This window comes from Rathayibacter tritici (assembly GCF_002932875.1).
Classification (GTDB): domain Bacteria; phylum Actinomycetota; class Actinomycetes; order Actinomycetales; family Microbacteriaceae; genus Rathayibacter; species Rathayibacter tritici.
This window is the reverse complement of sequence record NZ_PSWS01000046.1, coordinates 13,418-32,940: the sequence shown is the minus strand read 5'-3', so window position 1 is coordinate 32,940 and position 19,523 is coordinate 13,418. Positions and strand designations below refer to the sequence as shown.

Sequence of the window (19,523 nt, the reverse complement as noted above, 5' to 3'; positions counted from 1 at the left end):
TCTGTGCGCTCGTTGGTCATTCGTGGCAGAGCGACCACACGACGTCCGGGTAGTCGCGGACCTTCTCACCGACGAGGAGGCGCCAGCGGCCCTCCTGATGCTCGAGCAGGCGACCGGTGACCACCTCCGAGAGCCAGTCGGAGTCGAGTCGGTACCAGCGGACCAGGCGGACGGTCGTGGCGGTGTGCGAGACGCGAGTCGTCATCGCGGGGTCCCTTCTCGAGGAGGCAGGGAGGGCCGGGTCGCGGCGAGACGTTCGAGCATCGAACGGGTGGTGATCCGAACCGGAGCGACTGTCATTGCCGACCGGCCCGGAGTGCGGCGGGCATCCGGCCTACCGGATGCCAGGAACTCTCGACGACCGCGCGGACACTGTCTGTCCCGGCGGTGGTCACAGCGGACGGGTGGTCGGCAAGCGGCTCGCCCATCGACGCAGCAGCGGGTCGAGCGGGATGCGGTCGTGGCGCGCCGGCGGGAGCGGAGGCACCTCCCGTGACTCCGGCGCAGTCGTTCGCGCGGGCCGACGGTGCCGGAGTCACTGAGCCGTTGGAAGAACAGACTCACCCGCCGACCCTGTGCCCCGGACGGGGCGCGATGGAGGACTGGTACTCAGCCTCCGAGCGCGTGCTACGGGGCGCTGCCGGCTCCACCCGGAGTGATGACCGACTCGCCGCCCTTGCCCCCGCACCAGTAACACAGGTATCGGCGGGCAGGAGGCGCGTCCGGCGATCTTTGAATTGTCCGAGACGACCTGAAATTCTCTTGAAACTAACGAATTGCGGCCTCGGCCGTGGGAGATTAACCATCGCCATCAAGAAGGGCGACACAGCGATACTGAACCCCGCTCAACAATGATAGGAGAAGTAATTTGAGAATCAGTGCGAGAGCTCGTGTAGCTCTTGGCGTCGTAGGCTGTTGCCTTCTGACGACCGTGCTTTCTCCCGCGACGGCGGCCCAAGCGGACGAGCCCGTCTGCGACTTTTCGATGTCCACATCCAAGTACTCCTGCTCAGGCAGCTCCGCGGTACGAAAGCCGACGGACGTCATCGGGGCGCGGATCTTCAGTGGGGAGGGTTTTCAGGGCAGAGAACTGACGATCTGGGTGCCGACACAGTGCCCCAAGGACAATCGGGTGAACTGGTTCCTGGTCCTGGGTGACGAGCTGAAGATGCACGTCGGTTCCGTTCAGGGCTGGGCGGACTGCTGGGTCTGGTTGTACCGCAGAGACGGGTCACGCGAAGGCCCGTTCCGCTCCGACGTCCCTGATGTGTCCCAAGATGGAGGCGACCAGGCCGTCCGGGTCGGGCTGAGCTGATGATGAAACGACTTCTACGAACATTCCTGGTCATCGTTCTCGCCGTGCCGGCGACCCTCGTGGTCGCCCCATCGGCGAGCGCAGACGGCGGGCCGTCCAGCGCGGAGCTCCTCGAGCTCTGCAATAGGGGCGTACCTGATTCCTGCGTCTTCCACTCGAGCCGCCTTGAGACCGTCGATGACGAGCCACGCGTGGCCGGGTCGGACACGAATTGCACCGCCTTCGAATCGACTCGAGTGATTCGTTTCGACGCCGTCAGCGGAACAACCAACAGCTGGGGCGTCGACGTGAATGCCGGAACAAAACTCGGCGCAGCGTTCGAGGCAGGATTATCGGGCTCGATCCAACATCAATGGTTGTGGAGCGACGGCACCGGCGACGAGGTCAGACAGGATGTCGGACCGCACTCGGCTGTGAGAATCTGGGCCTCGAAGGAATCCACCCGAGTGACCGGTACGTGGGAAATTCACTTCGGCTACCGCTATCAAGGCCACTACATCCGGTATGTCAACGGTTCTGTCACGGGGCAAGTCGCCGGCCAGGGCTGGGACTTCCGCAGTGAGCAGACACCGGCTAAGTGCTAAGGCCGCGGTGGGCTGCACGTCGTCCGTGGCAATGACCACGCGCGACTGAGAACGATGGTCTGGTGGCGCGTCCTCTCTAGGACGCGTCACCGGACCATTACTCACTCACCGGAAACTCCCAGGGAATCAGTCGTGACCATTGCTGCCGTCGCCGCGGCCCGTGGCGGACTGCAGACGATCGATGTGCTCGGAGGCCTGGGCCTTGGTGAGATCGGCGGGGAGGGTCTCGCCCGCTTCGCGCGCAAGGGTGTCGAGGTAGCTGCGCTGCGGGCCGGTCATCGGCTCATCGCCGGTCACCCAGTCGGACGGGTCTTTGCTGGCGCTGGTGTCGCTGCCGTCGTCGGCACGTGCGCCGAGGACATCGCCCTCGGTTTTGACATCGGGGTCGGTGGTGTTGTCATCGCTCATGCTGCGACGGTACGCCCGACCACCGACACCGACGAGGGCTTGCGGAGCGGCCCCCTGCACTCCGGTTCACGCGACGAGCAGCGCGTGCGCGAGGGTGAAGATGACCAGGCCGGCCAGGGAGCCGACAACGGTGCCGTTGATTCGAATGAACTGGAGGTCCTTGCCAACCTGCAGCTCGAGCTTCTCGGACGTCTCGCGCGGGTCCCAGCGGTGGATCGTGTCGCCGATGATGCTGGCGATGTCGGTGCGGTAGCGGTCGACGAGGTTCGCCGCGACGGATCCGATCCAGGCATCGACGGTTGCGGCGAGGCCGGCATCGGTCGAGAGACGCCGGCCGAGGTCGACCACGATGGACTCGATGCTGCCGCGGAGCGGGCTCGCCGGGTCGTCCATCGCACCGAGGAGAGAGGCCTTCGTCGCCTCCCAGGCGTCGCCGGCGAGTTCGCGCACGCGCGGGCTGTCGAACGCGCGGTTCTTGATCTCCTCGACACGGGCGATCAGATCGGGATCGGTGCCCAGATCCTCCGCCAGCGTGGCGAGGTAGCCGTCGATGGCGATCCGCAACGGGTGGCCCTGCTCGTCGCGTACCGCTGCGATGAAGACGAGGGCCTCGTGATACAGCCGCTCGTCCACCGCTCGACTGACCGCGGACGGCAACCAGCTCGGCAGGCGTCCGCTGACCATCCGGGTGAAGCTCTGCGGGTTCGCGGCGAGCCAGGCCTCCGCTTGCTCGACCAGCGTGTCGACAAGGCGCCGGTGGTGCCCGGCCTCGACCACACTGCCCACCAGCGAGCCCAGCGGCGGCCCCCACTGCGGGTCGAGAAGGTGGCGTCGCGCGAGCGCTTCGATCACGCGCTGCACGTCGGAGTCGTCCAGCAGCGCGATCGCGGACCGGACGGCGGCCGCGCTCTCGCCACCGACCCGCTGCGCGTTCTCGGGCTCGGCAAGCCAGAGCCCCGCCCGTCGGGCGACCCCGAAGGAGTCGAGCTTCTCGCGCACGATGGCGCCGCGGAGGAAGTTCTCCTCGACGAACTGCGCGAGGCTCGCGCCGATCTCATCCTTCTTGGTCGGGATGATCGCGGTGTGCGGAATCGGTAGTCCGAGCGGACGGCGGAACAGCGCCGTCACGGCAAACCAGTCGGCGAGCGCGCCGACCATTCCGCCCTCGCTCGCGGCCCGCACCCACTGCAGCCACGGATACCGGTCCTGAAGGGCGAACGAGACGGCGAACACGACAGCCATCACCACGAGCAGGCCCGTAGCGAGCCGTTTCATCCGGACCAGGGCGACGCGCTTGGCCTCGTCGTCGCGCCCGACCGCCGCGAGGGTGGTCATGATGCGGTGGGGAACCCCTCGTGGCGGATGCCCCACGCGAGCGTCCACTCCTCGCCCGGCTCGAGCCAGCGCAGGCCTTGCCCGCTGGTGAACGCCTCGGCAGGAGCGGTCATCGGCTCGACCGCGATCGCTGTCTTCACGTCGTCGCCGTCCGGGAAGATCCGGGTGATGAAGACCTGGATGAAGTTGTGCGCGGCGTCGGCCCAGAGGAGCACGCGGCGCCCGTCGGCGGCGCGCAGCCCGTGCACGCTCTCGCCGTCGACCACGCGGACATCGGCCCAGGCGTCGTCGAGCTCGAGGTCGCCGATGCGACGGCCCGAGCGGAGATCCCACTCGGTGCCCTCGACCGGGCTCTGGCCGGTGGGGATGAGGCGCTCGTCGACCTCGATGTGTACCGCCGCGTCGACGGTGATCTCGAGCTCGTCGGTGGGGACGTCGCCGATGGCGAGGAAGGGGTGCGTGCCGATCGCGACCGGCGCCTCGTCGGCTCCGACGTTGATGACACGGTGGACGACCTTCAAGCCATCGGCCTGCAGCTCGTAGCGGACCGACGTCTCGAGGTGGAACGGGTAGCCCGCCTGCGGCACGACCGGCGCGGCCAGCTCGACGAAGGAGGGCCCCTGATCGACCAGGCGGTAGGGAACGCTGACCAGCAGGCCGTGGATGGCGTTGTGATACTTCGGCTCGGTGATGGCGAGCTGGAGCGTCTCGCCGCGGTGGTGCCAGCGCCCGTCCTTCACCCGATTGGGCCAGGGCACCAGCACAGTGCCCGAGCCGAACGGCGGAACAGTGCTCTCCGGGTAGGAGGCGGTGATCTCCACTGCGTCGACGGAGAGGTGGCGCAACGCCGCGGCCACCTCCGTCACGACGGCGTGCAGGGTGCGTCCCTCGGCAGTGAGGTCGAGCGAGAACTGGCGCCCGGTGGCGGGAGCGGGGGTGAAGTCGGCCATTCCTCGATCCTACGGACTGACGCGCTGCCCGAGCGCGCGGCAGCGGGTGACTGCGAGCCCCGCCTCCTCCAGGGCGGCGACAAGCCCGTCGGCGGCGGCGGCTCCGGTGAGCAGGCGGTCGAACTCGTCGGCGGACGCGACCCGGCCGAGATCGACGACGCCGAGCTTGGAGGAGTCGGCAACCACGATCCGCCGGGTCGCCGCGTGCAGCATCCGGCGCTTCAGAGCGGCCTCGGGCAGGTTGACGTTGGTGACGCCGGCCTCGGGGTGAACACCGGTGCAGCCGATGAAGGCAACATCGGCGCGGATGCGCTCGAGCATCTCGGAGGCGAGCGGTTCGACCAGCGAGTGCTGAAGCGGGCGCAGGGTGCCCCCGGTGACGACGACAGTGAAGCGGGGGATGGCCGGTTCGAGCGCCAGCGCGGTGGAGAGCCCGTTGGTGATCACGGTGACGTCGCGCAGGTCATCCCGCTCCACCAGCGCGCGCGCAATGGCGAGCGGAGTCGTGCCCACGTCGAGCACGATGCTCTGCCCGGAGGAGACGGAGGCGGCGGCCTCGCGCCCGATTGCGGCCTTTTCGTCGGACGCGGCGCTCAAGCCCTCCTCGAGCGAGCGCTCGCCGGAGCGAGCGGGTACCGGGATCGCTCCTCCGCGCACGCGCTGCAGGACGCCCTGGCCCGCGAGCACCGCGAGATCGGAGCGGACGGTGACGACAGAGACGCCCAGCAGATCGGCCATCTGAGCGACCGCGACGAAGCCCGAGTTCTCGGCGGTCAGCCGCAACCGCAGCCGGCGCTCGATCGCCGACGTCGACTCCTGCTCGCCGTCTCTCCTCATCCGCTCATCGTGCCGCGACCGGGAGGACTTGTCAAAGAGAAAATCACCTTTCTTTTTCGAAGGTTCGGCCCTAGTGTGGCTCCTGTCATGAACGAAGCGATCACTCTCTCCGGCGGCGTCGTCAAGCGCCCGCACACGCTGGCCGACGGCCGCGAACTCCTCTACTTCGACGACGCCGACACGACGCTCCCCCCGGAGCGCGCCGCCGACGCCCGCCACCTCGACCCGCGCCCCGCCACCGCGAAGATGCGCCAGGACGTGCTGACCGGCGAGTGGGTGTCGATCGCCGCCTCGCGCCAGAACCGCGTGTTTCTCCCCCCTGCCGAACTCGACCCGCTCGCCCCCGCCTCACCGACGAACCCGTCCGAGGTGCCCAGCCACTACGACGTGGCCGTGTTCGAGAACCGCTCCCCCTCCTTCGGCCCGCTCGTCGAGGACGCGAACGCGCCCGCCTCGCTCGAGGACCTCCGCGCCCTGGGGCTCGGTCGGACTTTGACCAGCGTCGGTCGCTGCGAGGTCGTCTGCTTCAGCCCCGAGCACGAGGGCTCATTCGCCACGCTGAGCGCCTCCCGCGCCCGAACCGTCGTCGAGGCCTGGGCCGACCGCGTGGGTGCCCTCTCGGCCCTGCCCGGCGTGCAGCAGGTCTTCCCGTTCGAGAATCGCGGCGAGGCGATCGGAGTCACGCTGCACCACCCTCACGGCCAGATCTACTCCTACCCCTACGTCACCCCCCGCACGACCCGCCTGCTCGCCTCGCTCGACAGCTACGGCCCTTCGATGTTCGCCGACGTCCTCGCCTTCGAGCAGGCCGGGGAGCGGGTCCTGATCCGCGGCGAGCATGTCACTGCGTTCGTGCCGTTCGCCGCGCGCTGGCCCGTCGAGATCCACCTGCTGCCGCACCGCCACGTTCCCGACCTGGCCGCGACGACCGCGGAGGAGCGCGACGAGCTCGCGACGATCTATCAGCGCCTGCTCCGCGGCATCGACGCGCTCTACGACACCCCGACTCCCTACATCGCCGCCTGGCACCAGGCGCCGGTACACGAGCGCCGCGACGAGGTTCGCTTGATGCTCCAGATCACCTCGCCCCGCCGGGCGGAGACGAAGCTCAAGTACCTCGCGGGCAGCGAAGCGGCGATGGGCGCCTGGATCGGCGACATCCCCCCCGAGACGAGCGCCGCAAACCTCCGCGCAGCCATCGAGCGGGCCGACGCCGCCGTTCTCGAGGCCGGGCTCGCCCGGTACCCCGACGCCGCTCTGCCGACCGCCGCGCACGCAGACGGCTCCCTACCCGATGGCGCCACCACTCCCGCCACCACCGCCGCGGCCATTGCCGGCACCGTCGCCGAGGAAAACCGATGACCGCCGCTCCCGCGTCCCTCACCGCCGTCGCCGAGAGCGCGGCCGCCGCGTTCGAGCGCAGCTACGGGCGCGTCGCCGCGGGCGTCTGGGCAGGCCCCGGCCGCGTCAACCTGATCGGCGAGCACACCGACTACAACGACGGCTTCGTGTTCCCCTTCGCGATCGACCGCGCCACGGCGGTGGCCGTCGCCCCGCGGGAGGACCGCAGGATCCGGATCAGCAGTGCCTTCTCCCCCGGGATCGTCGAGGTCGCTCTCGACGAGCTCGGCCCCGGCGCCGTCACCGGCTGGTCGGCGTACCCGCTCGGCGTGGTCTGGGCGCTCACCGAGTACGGCGTCGACCTCGGTTCCCACGCGGGCTTCGACGCGTACGTCGACTCCGACGTGCCGGTCGGCGCGGGGCTCTCGAGCTCGGCCGCGCTGATGTGCGCCATGGCCGTCGCCCTCGACGAACTCTGGGGTCTCGGCTTCGACCTCGCCACGATGGCTCGCGTCGGCCGCCGAGCCGAAAACGTCGCGGTCGGCGCTCCCACCGGGATCATGGACGAGTCGGCGTCCCTCTTCGGGAAGCGCGACGCCGCGGTGTTCCTGGACTGCCGCAGCCTCGACACCGAGGTCATCCCGCTGGGTTTCGAGGAGGCGGGACTCGTCCTGCTCGTCGTCGACACCCGCGTCGAGCATGCGCATGCCACCGGCGGCTACGCCGAGCGGCGCGCCTCCTGCGAGCTCGGCGCTGCGGCGCTCGGGGTGCCGTCGCTGCGCGAGCTGTCGATCCACGATCTGCCGCGTGCCGAGGAACTCCTCGACGATGTCACCTTCCGTCGCGTGAGGCACGTGGTGACCGAGGACACTCGCGTCCTCGAGACCGTCCGCACGCTGCGCGAGCACGGCCCGAGGGCGATCGGCGACCTGCTCGACGCCGGCCACGTCTCCCTCCGCGACGACTTCGAGATCTCGGTTCCCGAGCTCGACACCGCCGTCGAGGCCGCCCGCGGCGCCGGAGCGATCGGTGCGCGGATGACCGGCGGCGGCTTCGGCGGCTCGGCCATCGCGCTTACTCCGGTCGAGAAGGAGGAGCAGGTCCGCGGCGCCGTCCTCGCCGCCTTCGCCCAGAAGGGCTTCGCGACGCCTGAACTGTTCCTGGTCACGGCCGCCGACGGCGCGGGCCGGGTGCTCTGACGGATGATCCGGAAACGCCCTCCGTGGCCGAGCATCACACAGGGCGTCTCTCCTCCTGAGGGCGCTACTGCCGCGCATCCGGCGGGACGACCGCGCGCGCCTCGCCCCCGGTGACCCGCACGAACTCGTCGAAGCTCGTCGGGTAGACCGTCTGCGGGTGCCCGGCCGCCGCCCAGACCGCCGGAGAGGAGGCCAACGCCGTGTCGACCACCGTCCGGAGCGGCGCAGGATGACCGACCGGCGCGACTCCCCCGATGACCTGACCGGTCGCCGCTCTCACGTCACTGGCAGAGGCACGACCGATCACTCCGCCCAGCTGCTCGCCCAGCCACTCGGTCTCGACGCGGTGGCCGCCGCTGGTCAGCACCAGCGACGGCGCACCGTCGAGCAGGAACACGAGCGAGTTCGCGATCTGACCGACCTCGACGTCCAGCGCCGCGGCTGCCAGCGCGGCCGTCGACGCGGCCTCGTCGAGCCAGCGCACGCACAGCTGCACGCCGCGCCGGTCGAGATCGGCGAGGACGCGGTCGACGGCCGGGTGGCTCCGACCGCTCATGCCGCTGAGGCTAGCCCCAGGACCGCACTCACTTCTCGAACGTGGCGGCGTCGATCACGAAGCGATACCGCACGTCCGAGGCGAGCACGCGCTCGTAGGCCTCGTTGATCTGCGAGGCCGATACAACCTCGACGTCGCTCGCGATGCCCTTTTCCGCGCAGAAATCGAGCATCTCCTGGGTCTCGCGAATGCCTCCGATGCCGGAGCCCGCGAAGGAGCGACGGGCGCCGAACAGGGTGAAGACGTGCAGAGGGAGCGCCTCTGCCGGGGCGCCGACGTTGACCATCGTCCCGTTGCGGCGGAGGAGTCCCAGGTAGGCGTCGAGATCCAGCGGGGCGCTGACCGTGTTGATGATCAGGTCGAAGGTGTTCGCGAGGTCGGTGAAGGTCGCCTCGTCCTTTGTCGCGTAGTAGTGGTCGGCGCCCAGGCGCAGGCCGTCCTCCTTCTTGCTGAGGGTCTGCGAGAGCACGGTGACCTCGGCGCCCATTGCGTGAGCGAACTTCACGGCCATATGGCCGAGGCCACCGAGTCCGACCACGGCGACGCGCTTGCCCGGGCCCGCCCCCCAGTGCGAGAGCGGCGAGTAGGTGGTGATGCCCGCGCACAGCAGAGGCGCGGCGGCCTCGTAGGGAATCGACTCCGGCACGCGGAGCACGAAGTCTTCGACGACCACGACGTGGGTCGAGTACCCGCCCTGCGTGACGGTTCCGTCGCGGTCGACGGAGGCGTAGGTGCCGGTGTTGCCCCTGAGGCAGTACTGCTCCTCGCCGGCGAGGCAGTTCTCGCACTCGCGGCAGGAGTTCACCATGCAGCCGACACCGACGCGGTCGCCCACCGAGTGCTTGGTGACCTCGGAGCCGACCTCGGCGACGACGCCGACGATCTCGTGACCGACGGTCAGTGGGTACTGGACCTGTCCCCAGTCGCCTCGGACAGTGTGGATGTCGGAGTGGCAGATACCGGAGTAGGCGATCTCGATCAGCACGTCATTCGGTCCGACGTCGCGGCGCTCGATGGTCGTGGGGACGAGCGGCTCGGTCGCAGAGGGGGCGGCGTAAGCGGTGACGGTGAGCATGGATTCTCCTCGTGGGGCGGGGCGCGCTCCGAGGACGTGTCCGACGGGGTGGGGGACGCGAGAGCGCCGACCTACGCTACCGGGAGGCGACTGGGCATCTCCCCCAAACGCGGGTCGGCGCAGGGCGCTCAGCGCAGGGCTCGCTCCGCGGCAGTCACCACGTTGTGGATGAGCATCGCGCGGGTCATCGGGCCGACACCGCCGGGAACGGGCGAGAGCCAGCCCGCGACCTCCGCCACCGACGGAGCGACGTCGCCGGTCAGCTTCGCGCGCCCCGTCTCCGGGTTCTCGACCCGGGTGATGCCCACATCCAGGACCGCGGCACCGGGCTTCACCCAGTCGGCCTGGATCAATCCGGGCACACCGACGGCAGCCACGACGATATCGGCGCGGCGTACCTCCGCGGCGAGGTCGGCGGTGCGGGAGTGGGTCAGGGTCACCGTGGCGTCCACACCCTTCCGTGTGAGCAAAAGGCCGAGCGGACGGCCGACGGTGAGGCCGCGGCCGACGACGACGACGTGCTTGCCCGAGGTAGGGATGCCGTGGCGCTGCAGCATCTCCACGATCCCGTTCGGCGTGCAGGGCAGCGGACTGTCCAGTTCGCCCTCGACGCCGAGAACAAGCCGCCCGAGGTTGGTGGGATGCAGGCCGTCGGCATCTTTGTCCGGATCCATCAGCTCGAGCATCGAGTTCTCGTCGATGCCCCTGGGCAGCGGCAGCTGGATGATGTACCCGGTCACGGCCGCCGACTCGTTCAGCCGCCGGATGGCGGCGCGGATATCCTCCGCCGACGCGGTCGCGGGCAGGTCCACGCGGATCGACTCGATCCCCACCTCCGCGCAATCGCGGTGCTTGCCGGCGACGTACGAGCGCGAGGCCGGGTCGTCCCCCACCAGGAGCGTGCCCAGCCCGGGCACGACACCCCGCTCGCGCAGAGCGGCGACCCGCTCGGCGATCTCCGTTTTGACCGCCGTCGCCGTCGCGACGCCGTCGAGTACCTGTGCCGTCATCTCGGACTCCTCGTTCGGGGCGCGGCGGAGAGGGGGCGACGCCCCGCCTCCGCCGTGCGAGTGGTGTAGCGGGTCGACTACAGCCCGGGGTAGAGCGGGAAGTCGTCGGTGAGGCGGGCGACGCGGCCGCGCAGCGCCTCGAGGTCGGCCGAAGGCTTGAGCGCCTCGGCGATGACGTCGGCGACCTCGGCGAACTCCGTGTCGCCGAAGCCGCGGGTGGCGAGCGCCGGGGTGCCGATGCGCAGACCCGAGGTCACCATCGGCGGGCGGGGGTCGAACGGCACGGCATTGCGGTTGACGGTGATACCGACCTCGTGGAGGCGGTCCTCGGCCTGCTTGCCGTCCAGCGGCGAATCGCGCAGGTCCGCGAGGACGAGGTGCACGTCAGTGCCCCCGGTGAGAACGTCGATGCCCTCGGCCTTCGAGTCGGCCGCCGTGAGGCGCTCGGCGAGGATCTGCGCGCCGCGGATGGTGCGCGCCTGGCGGTCGGCGAACTCCGGCTCGCCTGCGAGCTTGAATGCTGTCGCCTTCGCGGCGATCACGTGCATCAGCGGTCCGCCCTGCTGACCGGGGAAGACGGCCGAGTTCAGCTTCTTGGCGTACTCCTGCTTGGCGAGGATGAGGCCCGAGCGCGGGCCGGCCAGCGTCTTGTGGACGGTGGTCGTCACGACGTCGGCGTGGGGCACCGGGGAGGGATGCAGGCCTGCGGCCACCAGACCGGCGAAGTGGGCCATGTCGACCCAGAGCTTCGCGCCGACCTCGTCCGCGATGGCGCGGAACGCCTCGAAGTCGAGCTGGCGGGGGTAGGCGGACCAGCCGGCGATGAGCACCTGCGGGCGGACCTCCAGGGCCTTCTCGCGCACCGCGTCCATGTCGATCCGGAAGGTCGTCGGATCGACGCCGTACGCGGTCGCGTTGTAGAGCTTGCCCGAGAAGTTGAGCTTCATGCCGTGAGTCAGATGCCCGCCGTGCGCCAGCTCGAGGCCGAGGATGGTGTCGCCGGGCTGAACCAGAGCGGCGAGTGCCGCCGCGTTGGCGGACGCGCCGGAGTGGGGCTGGACGTTGGCGAACTCGGCGCCGAAAAGCGCCTTGGCCCGGTCGATCGCGAGCTGCTCGGCGACGTCGACGTACTCGCAGCCGCCGTAGTAACGGCGGCCGGGGTAGCCCTCCGCGTACTTGTTCGTCAGGACGGAGCCCTGGGATTCGAGGACCGCGCGCGGCACGAAGTTCTCGCTCGCGATCATCTCGAGGTAGCTGCGCTGGCGATCGAGCTCCTGCTGAAGCACGGCGGCGATCTCGGGGTCGACCACCGAGACGGGCTCGTCGAACGAGGCGGCGACGCCGGGGCGCGCGGAGGCGGGGGATGAGGACACGGACGCTCCTTGGCTGGGAAACGGAAGGGGCCCGGCAGGTCGCGGCGGCGCGACACGGCTCGTTCGGGCGACCCGATCTACGGTATCCGTTCCAGCCCAGGCGTGCGGCGGGAAAAGTGTCCGGGACGCTGCCCCGGAGGAGGTGCCGCTCCCTGATGGTCACCCATCCAAACGCCAGTCGCGGCGCGCCCACTCTAGCAAGCGGGACGGGTGGCGCGGGAGCCGTGCCACCCAGCGACGGCACGTCGCCGCCGTGCGACGATCGCTCGGGCAGCTCCGGCGCGGGGCTGGTGAGGGGGCGTGGCTGTGGGTCTTCGACGCGGCTCCGAGAGCGTCGATGGTCTGGGCGATCCCGAACTGCTCGCGCTCGTGCGCAGCGGACGCACCGACGCCGTCTCCGAGCTGTGGCGCCGTCATTCCGGCGCCGGACGTACGGTCGCCCGTGCCTGGTCGAGCAGCTCGGACCCCGATGACCTGGTCTCGGAGGCGTTCCTTCGCGTGCTGCGGGTGGTCGAGGGCGGAGGCGGCCCCGAGGGCGCCTTCCGCCCCTACTTCTTCACCGCGATCCGCAACGTCGCCGGCTCCTGGGCGCGCCGGAGCCGGCGGGAGCGACCGTTCGACGAGGACGACCATTCCCTCCTCGCTGCCGGCCCGGACCCGGAGGAGCGCGCACTCGCGGCGCTGGAGCGCGATCTCGGCGCCCGCGCATTCCGGGCGCTGCCGGCGCGCTGGCAGGAGGTGCTCTGGTACACGGAGGTCGAGGGCCTGGCTCCCGCCGACGCCGCGCCGCTGCTCGGTCTCCGTCCCAACGCGGTCGCGGCGCTCGGGATGCGCGCGCGGGAGGGCCTGCGGGCGGCCTGGATCCGAGAGCACGTCCTCGACTCCTCCGCAACCGGCGAATGCGAGTGGGTACTGGAGCGAGCGGGGGCGCACGCTCGCGGCAGGCTGCCCGCTCGGGACAGGCTGCGCCTGAACGGCCACCTGACCGAGTGCCTTTCCTGCCGCGAGGCACTGGCCGAAGCCGAGCACGCAAGCCGACGACTCGCGACGGTGCTGCTGCCGCTCGTCGCGGGGTTGAGCGGGGCCGCGGCGTGGGGTGCTGCGGGCGGCGCGTCGGCGTCAAGCGGAGCCTCGGCGTCCGGCGCCAGTGCGCTGCGGAGCGGCGTCCAGGCGTCGCGGGCCGGGAGTGGAGCGGGCGTGGTTGTCACCGTGGCCGTCGTGGCGGGGCTCGCGATCGCAGGAGTCGGCGGGGGCGCAGTGCTGCTGTCCGCAGGGACGGTCCAGTCGGTCGTTGCGTCGGAGGAGGCGCTCCCGCAGGAGGCGCTTCCCCAGGAGGCGCTCCCCCACAAGGAGGACCACGAGACGGGACGCACCCCGAATCCGGAATCGACCCTCGAGGCGGCCACCGCACCCAGCGCGAGCACCGACGGGCAGGAGCCCGAGCGGGTCGCATCGTCCGATGCAGCCGGAGGGACGGACAGCACGCAGAACCGGAGCAGAGCAGTTGAGGCCGACCGGCCCGGCACCGCTCCGCCAGCGGACGCCGAGGCGACGCCGAACAGCAGCTCTTTCGCAGCTGTTTCGGCTCCGCGCACCGGCGATCGCGCACCGCAGGAGGAGACCACGGCCGTCCCCGCTCCCTCCGGCGGACCGGCGCCGGCACCCGTCGCCTCCGAGCGGAACGGCACTGCGACGTCGACAGCGACGCCCGCACCGGGATCGATACCGGCGCCCGCACCCGCACCCGCACCTGCGCCGGACCCGACCCCAGCACCCGCACCCGCACCTGCACCTGCACCGGCACCGGCACCTGCACCCGAACCCGAACCGGCACCTGCACCGGCACCCGAACCGGCACCTGCGCCGGACCCGACTCCGACGCCCGAACCAGCACCGGAACCGGCACCGGCACCGGCACCGGACCCAGCACCAGCACCGGAGCCGGACCCCGCACCCGCACCCGCACCCGCACCCGCACCCGCACCCGCACCCGAGACGGCGACTCCTGCGCCCGAGCCGGCGACGACCCCCGCGCCGCCGGCTCCGACTCCGGCTGCTGATGCGCCGACCGCCGCCGCGCCCACTCTCGTGCTCGACACCGACGGCCGGCTCCTCCCCGACGCCGCGGGAACCGCTGAGCCCGGAGCCACGGTCCTCCTCGTCGATGCAGCCGACGACCGCCGCTACGGTGCGGCCACGGCCGACGCCACCGGCCGCTGGACCGCCACCGCCCTACCCCTCCCCCTCGGCAGGACGACCGTACTCGCCCGCTCCGCGTCCGGAGCGAGCGCACCGGCGAGCGTCGATCTGCGCGCACCGACGCTCATCGCTCCGGACTCGGCGAGCGCCGGCGACGTCCGCGTGCTCGTCCTCGCCGACTCGGACGCCGACGGACTGGAGCTCCTGGTCGACGGCGAGCCGGTGCAGGCCCTCGCTCCCGGAGCCCCCGTCCTCACCACGACCATCGACCTACCCGCAGGGACGCACGTGGCGGGCGTCCGATACTCCGCTCCGGGCGGCCGCGTCGGAGCCATCGCCACCAGCGCCGTGACGGTCGAGTGAGCGGCGCGGACCGGCCCACCCGCCCCCGTTATCCTGGGCGGATGCAGCCCGAACCCGCCGCGCCCGCGACCCCCCTGCCCGCCCCAGCGGGCACCCCGTCGACGGGCAGCGACGCCGCCTGGGCCGGCGACCGGTCCGCGGGTAACCACTGGACCCTCACCTTCGCGTGCCCGGACCAGCCCGGCATCGTGCACGCCGTGTCCGGAGCCGTCGTCCAGGCCCGCGGCAACATCACCGAGAGCCAGCAGTTCTCGAGTGCCGACACCGGCCGCTTCTTCATGCGCCTGCAGGTGGAGTCGCCGATCACCCGCGAGGAGTTCGCCGCTGCACTGCTGCCGATCACCGAGCACTACGGGATGACCTGGCGCCTCGACGTCGTCGGTCGGCCGCTGCGCACCCTCGTGCTTGCCTCCACCGCCGCGCACTGCGTCAACGACCTGCTCTTTCGTCAGCGCGCCGGGCAGCTCGCGGTGGACATCCCGCTGATCCTGTCCAATCACGGGAGCCTGCGCGACCTCGCCGAGTTCTATGGCGTGCCGTTCGAGTCCCGCCCCGTCGTCTCGCCGCAGACCAAGCGCGAGTTCGAGGCGCGCGTGCTCGCGGTCGTCGAGGAGCACGACGTCGAGCTCGTGGTCCTGGCGCGCTACATGCAGATCCTCTCGCCCGAGCTCTGCGCCAGCCTCGCCGGGCGGGCCATCAACATCCATCACTCGTTCCTGCCGGGCTTCAAGGGCGCCAATCCTTACAAGCAGGCGCACGCCCGCGGAGTCAAGCTGATCGGTGCGACGGCCCACTTCGTCACCAGCGACCTCGACGAAGGGCCGATCATCGAGCAGAACGTGGTGCGCGTGGACCACTCGCACTCGGTGGCGCAGCTCGTCGCGATCGGCCAGGACGAGGAGAGCCGCACGCTCACGCAGGCGGTCAAGTGGTTCACGGAGGATCGGGTGCTGCTCGACGGCGCCCGCACGATCATCTTCCGCTGACCTCCGGCCGTTAGCATGGTCGGCGTGAATCGAGCAGGAGCGGACGCCGAGACCAGGGTCGGGCCGAACGCGATCCTCCGCTTCCTTCTGGAGCTCGTCGCCCTGGTGACCTTCGCCATCTGGGGCTTCTCCTCGTGGGACCTGCCGTGGAGCATCGTCGTCGGCCTCGGCGCACCCGTGCTCGCCGCACTGATCTGGGCGCTCTTCCTGTCGCCGCGTGCGGTCCTCGCGATCGACGTCTACGGCCGTTCGCTGATCGAGCTGCTGGTGATGGGGGCCGCCGCGGTGGCGTGGCTGGACCTCGGGCACCCGGTCGTCGCGATCGCGTTCGGCAGTGCGGCGGTCGTCTCCGGTGTCATCGCGGGGCGCCGCTCCCTCTGAGGACCGCGCAGCCCTGGTCGGGAGCAGGGGCCGGCTCGGGCTCTCGCTCGCGCCGCCGCTCCGCCCTCGCCCCCGCACGACGCCCGACACCCGATACAGGACCCACGACGCACAGCGAACGGCCGCCCCCACCGCTCCGGGAGGAGCAGGGGGACGGCCGTTCGCGGCAATCGCGGAGGGCTACTCCGCGGCGGCCACCTCATGCCGCGCCAGGGCACGGCGTCGGAGGCCGATGAGCACAGCACCCGCACCGACGAGGGCGAGAGCAACGGCTCCGAGGAGACCGCCGTCGAAGCCCGTCGATGCAAGGCCGCCACCACCGTGTTCGGGCGCGCCCGGTTCGGTGGGCTCCCCCGGAGCGACGATCGGGCCGACCGCCGGTGGCATCGTCGGCTCCGAGGGGCCCTCGGGCTCCGGAGCGGCGGTCGGCGTCGGAGTGGGCGAGACCGCCTCGGCGACGTCGACGCTCACGAGCGTCGAGAGTCCCGATCCGGCATACACGACGCGGCCGAGGTAGCGGGCCGGGCCGGCCAGGTTCGACCACGAGACGGCGTAGGCCGTCGGCTCGCCCTGCACCGCATCGATCACGGCCGGGTCGGTGCTGAGCGATCCGAGTCCGTTCTCCGGAGTGATGACGAAGCTGCGGAAATCGAACGTCGAGGTCGAGGACCCGGGAGCGGTCGAGTAGACATCGGCCTGGACCGTGTACTCGCCCGGGGCGGGGTCGGCGATGTCGACGCGCTCGTCGGCCGTACCGGTCGCCGAGGTGAAGACCTTCTTCGTGCTCAGGCTCGTGACGGTCAGGTCGAGGTCGGCCGTGTCGTCGACCGAGTCGAGGTCGAAGCGGGCGAATTCGGCGCCCTCGGGCACCACCACGGTGGTCGTCAGCGACTTCCCCTTGGGGAGGGACGCCGAGTGCCCGTCGGTGGCTGTCGCATCCTCGGCGAGGACGCCCTGCGTGAGGCCGCTCGCAGCCAGCGGCAGCGGACCCGTGATGCCGGGCGCGATCGTCACCGAGCCGGTGCCGGTGGAGCCGGTGCCGGACACCTCGTACGGCGCGTCCAGCAGGACCGGGCGCACCGCGATCGGGCTACGGACGTCGTGCTCCGCGCTCGCCCAGGTCAGATAGCCGGTGGCGAACTGATTGAGCGGTGCCGACCCGGTGGTGAAGGACACCGTGTACTGCGCCGTCTGGCCCGCACCCGTGAAGGAGAGGGTCGAGGGCGAGACGACGGCGTCGACCCCGGCGAGGCCGTCGACCGAGGCGGTGTACGTGCCCGCGCCGGTCGAGGTCACCGTGCGAGTGACGGTCTGCGCGCCCGCCAGGGAACCGATCGCGATCGAGGCCTGGTTGAGGTCGGACGGGTCGATCGCCGTGATGCCGTTGATCGCGTCGTTCGGCGTGAAGGAGTAGCCCGCGCCCTTGAGGTACGCGATCCAGTCCGCCGTCCCGCTGTCGTAGATCAGGCCGGGGTCCAGGAATGCGGCCGGGTCGACGTGTCCGGCACCCTGCGCGAAGACGTCCTTGGACACAGCTCCGGACTGGTCGACGCTGTCATACGCGGAGGTCATCATCGCCGACTTCACCGCGGACGGCGAGGCCTTGGGTGTCGCTCCGAGGATCAGCGCGCCGAGTCCGGCGACGTGCGGCGACGACATCGATGTGCCCGACTCGAACGCGAAGGCGGGGTCATCGCCCTGGGCGTTCAAGCTGTCGGCCAGGATCCCGACGCCGGGCGCCGTGAGGTCGGGCTTGAGCACGTCGGAGCCGTCCGCCTCCGCCGGTCCGCGCGACGAGAAGCCGGCGACCTGAGGGACGGGGATGACAGCGCCGGACGCGTTGCCCTCGGAGAGGTTCACCGTCGCACCGGCGGTGCCGGCGTAGGCGGTGATGGCCTGGTAGGCCTGCGAGTCGATCTGGATGCTCGGGACCGAGTGGTCATCGACGTGCAGAGCGTTCGGGGTCGGGTTGAGCAGCAGCATGCCGATGCCGCCGGCCCGCTCGACCTCGACCGACTTCGACAGGCGCGCGGTGACACCCGCCGTGCAGGCGACTACCTTGCCCTTCACTTTGTCGGGGTCGAGCGTGCCGCTCTCGCAAAGAGTGGGGTTCTCGGTGCCGGGCCGGACGACATCGGCGCTGGTGACCAGCGGTCCGGTGACGTCGTCGTGGACCGAGATGGATCCTCCGACGAACTTCTGGCCGTCACCGAGGGTGGCGGTCGCGGTGTAGGTCGGGATGGAGGATGCGGCGACCGTGGTGTACCAGGGCGACGCGTGGTCGAGGGTGGAGGCGCCCGCACCGGCATTGCCGGCCGAGGCCGCGACGAACACACCCGCGGCGGCGGCGTTGAGGAACGCCTCGTCGATCGTGGTCAGGGTCGAGATGGCCGCGCCGCCGCCGATCGAGAAGTTGATGACATCGACGCCGTCCTTGGTCGCGGCGTCGATGGCGGCGAGGATGCCCGACCCGGAGCAGAAGTCGTCGTCGTTGGGTCCGTTCCAGCAGACCTTGTAGGCGGCGACCTTCGCGGCCGGCGCGACGCCGGAAATCCGCCCGTAGTCGTAGCCGTCGACGCTGGCCTCGACGCCGTTGTTGCCGGCGGCAGTGCTCGCAGTGTGCGAGCCGTGTCCGCCGCCGTCGCGCGGGGAGCGATACTCGGGGTGGTCCTTCGAGCCGACCTTCTCGTCCCCGAGGAACCAGCGGGCGCTGATCAGCTTCTGGTTGCACTCGTCGCCGTTCCACTGCTCGGAGGCGGGAAGCCCCGGCGAGCAGGAGCCGACGAAGGTTCCGCCGTCCGACTTCACGAAGGAGGTGGTGGTGCCGTCCGTCGAGGGGGCCGCTCCGGGCGAGGTCGCCAGGGGCGGGCCCGCGAAGGAGGGGTTCTCGGGTGCGATGCCGGAGTCGATGACGCCGACGACGACGCCTGCGCCCGCCTTGTCGACGCCGCCCAGCTTCTGCCAGACGCCGTTCTCGCCCTCGAGGCCGAGGAAATCGGTCGAGCGCTGCTGTCCGGTGTCGGGCACCGGGATGCCGGCGGCGGTCTCGGCGGGCGGCGCCGTCTGCGCGGCACGATCGAGCTTCAGATTCTCGGCCTTGCGGACCTGGGCGACGTCGCGGCGGCTCGCGAGCTCGCCCGCCTGCTCGCCGGAGAGGCTCGCCGAGAAGCCGTTGAGGGCGACGGTGTAGTGGTAGCCGATGGCGGCGTCGACCGCGGAGGCCACATCCTGCTGGCGTTGCTCGAGGTGAGCGGAGTAGTCCTCCACTGGTGCGGAGGTGGCCTGCAGCTGCGCGCCCTCCGCGGGCGCGGTGCGGGCGAAGCGGGCGTCCGTGCCCTGGTAGGTAGCCGCGGAGGGCTCGACCAGGGTGACGACGTAATCGCCGTCATCGAAGCTCTGGCCGGTGGAGAGCCCGCCGACGAGTGATGCGGTTCCGGCGAGAGGGGCGGCGCTGGCGCCGGTGCTGGCGAAGGCCGCCGTCGCGGCGACTCCGAGGACGGCGAAGCCCGCGAGGATGCGCCTTCCAGCGCGGCGGACGGGTGGACGATGGGACAGGTGGATCGGCAAACGATGTCCTTACTCACAGTCGCTGGAAACCGGATCGGTTTCCA

General features: G+C 70.9%; 17 protein-coding genes and 1 riboswitch. Of the genes, 7 read left to right on the top strand and 10 right to left on the bottom strand.

Features of this window, described 5'->3' with window-relative positions; translation table 11 throughout:
- Window positions 1-16 precede the first annotated feature (16 nt).
- The gene (locus tag C5D07_RS07025; RefSeq protein WP_068251741.1) at window positions 17-205 is read right to left on the bottom strand and encodes a hypothetical protein; all 189 of its coding nucleotides are present in this window, start codon (window positions 203-205) and stop codon (window positions 17-19) included.
- Between the two features lie 927 nt (window positions 206-1,132).
- On the opposite strand from C5D07_RS07025, the gene C5D07_RS07020 reads away from it, so the two are divergent.
- Together C5D07_RS07020 and C5D07_RS15310 are read left to right on the top strand one after the other, a co-directional pair.
- On the top strand, window positions 1,133-1,315 hold the full coding sequence (locus tag C5D07_RS07020; protein ID WP_104259018.1) for a hypothetical protein: 183 nt from the start codon (window positions 1,133-1,135) through the stop codon (window positions 1,313-1,315).
- A 236-nt stretch (window positions 1,316-1,551) separates the two neighbouring features.
- Complete coding sequence (locus tag C5D07_RS15310; protein ID WP_146076755.1) at window positions 1,552-1,899, top strand: hypothetical protein; 348 nt, start codon at window positions 1,552-1,554, stop codon at window positions 1,897-1,899.
- 126 nt (window positions 1,900-2,025) lie between these two features.
- Here C5D07_RS15310 and C5D07_RS07015 read toward each other — a convergent pair whose 3' ends face one another.
- The 4 genes from C5D07_RS07015 to C5D07_RS07000 form a co-directional block, all read right to left on the bottom strand.
- Complete coding sequence (locus tag C5D07_RS07015) at window positions 2,026-2,307, bottom strand: DUF3072 domain-containing protein (protein WP_068256952.1); 282 nt, start codon at window positions 2,305-2,307, stop codon at window positions 2,026-2,028.
- A gap of 66 nt (window positions 2,308-2,373) precedes the next feature.
- Window positions 2,374-3,642 (bottom strand): DUF445 domain-containing protein, encoded by a 1,269-nt coding sequence (locus C5D07_RS07010; protein WP_068251735.1) that lies wholly within the window; start codon window positions 3,640-3,642, stop codon window positions 2,374-2,376.
- Window positions 3,639-4,592 (bottom strand): aldose 1-epimerase family protein, encoded by a 954-nt coding sequence (locus C5D07_RS07005; RefSeq protein ID WP_068251732.1) that lies wholly within the window; start codon window positions 4,590-4,592, stop codon window positions 3,639-3,641. Before C5D07_RS07005 ends, C5D07_RS07010 begins: the two co-directional genes overlap by 4 nt.
- A gap of 9 nt (window positions 4,593-4,601) precedes the next feature.
- A complete protein-coding gene (locus C5D07_RS07000) occupies window positions 4,602-5,429 on the bottom strand; it encodes a DeoR/GlpR family DNA-binding transcription regulator (protein WP_084415792.1) in 828 nt (275 codons plus the stop codon).
- An 87-nt stretch (window positions 5,430-5,516) separates the two neighbouring features.
- Here C5D07_RS07000 and galT point away from each other — a divergent pair, with 87 nt between their 5' ends.
- Window positions 5,517-6,791, top strand: coding sequence for a galactose-1-phosphate uridylyltransferase (galT, locus tag C5D07_RS06995; RefSeq protein WP_104259017.1), 1,275 nt, complete (start codon window positions 5,517-5,519; stop codon window positions 6,789-6,791).
- Window positions 6,788-7,969: a galactokinase gene (galK, locus tag C5D07_RS06990; RefSeq protein ID WP_104259016.1), complete on the top strand. Its 1,182-nt coding sequence runs from the start codon at window positions 6,788-6,790 to the stop codon at window positions 7,967-7,969. Before galT ends, galK begins: the two co-directional genes overlap by 4 nt.
- Before the next feature lie 64 nt (window positions 7,970-8,033).
- On the opposite strand, the gene C5D07_RS06985 is transcribed toward galK, so the two are convergent.
- From C5D07_RS06985 to glyA, 4 genes are all read right to left on the bottom strand, one after another.
- The gene (locus C5D07_RS06985) at window positions 8,034-8,525 is read right to left on the bottom strand and encodes a YbaK/EbsC family protein (protein WP_068251726.1); all 492 of its coding nucleotides are present in this window, start codon (window positions 8,523-8,525) and stop codon (window positions 8,034-8,036) included.
- A gap of 28 nt (window positions 8,526-8,553) precedes the next feature.
- Entirely contained in the window at window positions 8,554-9,600 is a 1,047-nt protein-coding gene (locus C5D07_RS06980; protein WP_068251723.1) for an NAD(P)-dependent alcohol dehydrogenase, read from the bottom strand.
- A 128-nt stretch (window positions 9,601-9,728) separates the two neighbouring features.
- On the bottom strand, window positions 9,729-10,610 hold the full coding sequence (locus tag C5D07_RS06975) for a bifunctional methylenetetrahydrofolate dehydrogenase/methenyltetrahydrofolate cyclohydrolase (RefSeq protein WP_068251721.1): 882 nt from the start codon (window positions 10,608-10,610) through the stop codon (window positions 9,729-9,731).
- Between the two features lie 77 nt (window positions 10,611-10,687).
- Window positions 10,688-11,983: a serine hydroxymethyltransferase gene (gene glyA, locus C5D07_RS06970; protein ID WP_104259015.1), complete on the bottom strand. Its 1,296-nt coding sequence runs from the start codon at window positions 11,981-11,983 to the stop codon at window positions 10,688-10,690.
- Window positions 11,984-12,070: 87 nt separating this feature from the next.
- Window positions 12,071-12,175: riboswitch (ZMP/ZTP riboswitch) on the bottom strand.
- 114 nt (window positions 12,176-12,289) lie between these two features.
- Between glyA and C5D07_RS16255 the strand changes: the two genes are divergently transcribed.
- From C5D07_RS16255 to C5D07_RS06955, 3 genes are read left to right on the top strand one after another with little or no spacing between them, the layout of a single operon-like run.
- Complete coding sequence (locus C5D07_RS16255; RefSeq protein ID WP_211286358.1) at window positions 12,290-14,545, top strand: sigma-70 family RNA polymerase sigma factor; 2,256 nt, start codon at window positions 12,290-12,292, stop codon at window positions 14,543-14,545.
- Between the two features lie 41 nt (window positions 14,546-14,586).
- Window positions 14,587-15,531 (top strand): formyltetrahydrofolate deformylase, encoded by a 945-nt coding sequence (gene purU / locus C5D07_RS06960; RefSeq protein ID WP_104259013.1) that lies wholly within the window; start codon window positions 14,587-14,589, stop codon window positions 15,529-15,531.
- Between the two features lie 24 nt (window positions 15,532-15,555).
- Window positions 15,556-15,912 (top strand): YrdB family protein, encoded by a 357-nt coding sequence (locus C5D07_RS06955; protein WP_249028189.1) that lies wholly within the window; start codon window positions 15,556-15,558, stop codon window positions 15,910-15,912.
- Between the two features lie 180 nt (window positions 15,913-16,092).
- Here the strand turns inward: C5D07_RS06955 and C5D07_RS06950 are convergent, their stop codons facing one another.
- On the bottom strand, window positions 16,093-19,479 hold the full coding sequence (locus C5D07_RS06950; RefSeq protein ID WP_104259011.1) for a S8 family serine peptidase: 3,387 nt from the start codon (window positions 19,477-19,479) through the stop codon (window positions 16,093-16,095).
- Between the last annotated feature and the right edge of the window lie 44 nt (window positions 19,480-19,523).

What these genes read in the sequence shown, in the direction of transcription:
- C5D07_RS07025 (WP_068251741.1), bottom strand. Translation starts at nt 205, where the DNA reads ATGACGACTCGCGTCTCGCACACCGCCACGACCGTCCGCCTGGTCCGC.
- C5D07_RS07015 (WP_068256952.1), bottom strand. Translation starts at nt 2,307, where the DNA reads ATGAGCGATGACAACACCACCGACCCCGATGTCAAAACCGAGGGCGAT.
- C5D07_RS07010 (WP_068251735.1), bottom strand. Translation starts at nt 3,642, where the DNA reads ATGACCACCCTCGCGGCGGTCGGGCGCGACGACGAGGCCAAGCGCGTC.
- C5D07_RS07005 (WP_068251732.1), bottom strand. Translation starts at nt 4,592, where the DNA reads ATGGCCGACTTCACCCCCGCTCCCGCCACCGGGCGCCAGTTCTCGCTC.
- C5D07_RS07000 (WP_084415792.1), bottom strand. Translation starts at nt 5,429, where the DNA reads ATGAGGAGAGACGGCGAGCAGGAGTCGACGTCGGCGATCGAGCGCCGG.
- galT (WP_104259017.1), top strand. Translation starts at nt 5,517, where the DNA reads ATGAACGAAGCGATCACTCTCTCCGGCGGCGTCGTCAAGCGCCCGCAC.
- galK (WP_104259016.1), top strand. Translation starts at nt 6,788, where the DNA reads ATGACCGCCGCTCCCGCGTCCCTCACCGCCGTCGCCGAGAGCGCGGCC.
- C5D07_RS06985 (WP_068251726.1), bottom strand. Translation starts at nt 8,525, where the DNA reads ATGAGCGGTCGGAGCCACCCGGCCGTCGACCGCGTCCTCGCCGATCTC.
- C5D07_RS06980 (WP_068251723.1), bottom strand. Translation starts at nt 9,600, where the DNA reads ATGCTCACCGTCACCGCTTACGCCGCCCCCTCTGCGACCGAGCCGCTC.
- C5D07_RS06975 (WP_068251721.1), bottom strand. Translation starts at nt 10,610, where the DNA reads ATGACGGCACAGGTACTCGACGGCGTCGCGACGGCGACGGCGGTCAAA.
- purU (WP_104259013.1), top strand. Translation starts at nt 14,587, where the DNA reads ATGCAGCCCGAACCCGCCGCGCCCGCGACCCCCCTGCCCGCCCCAGCG.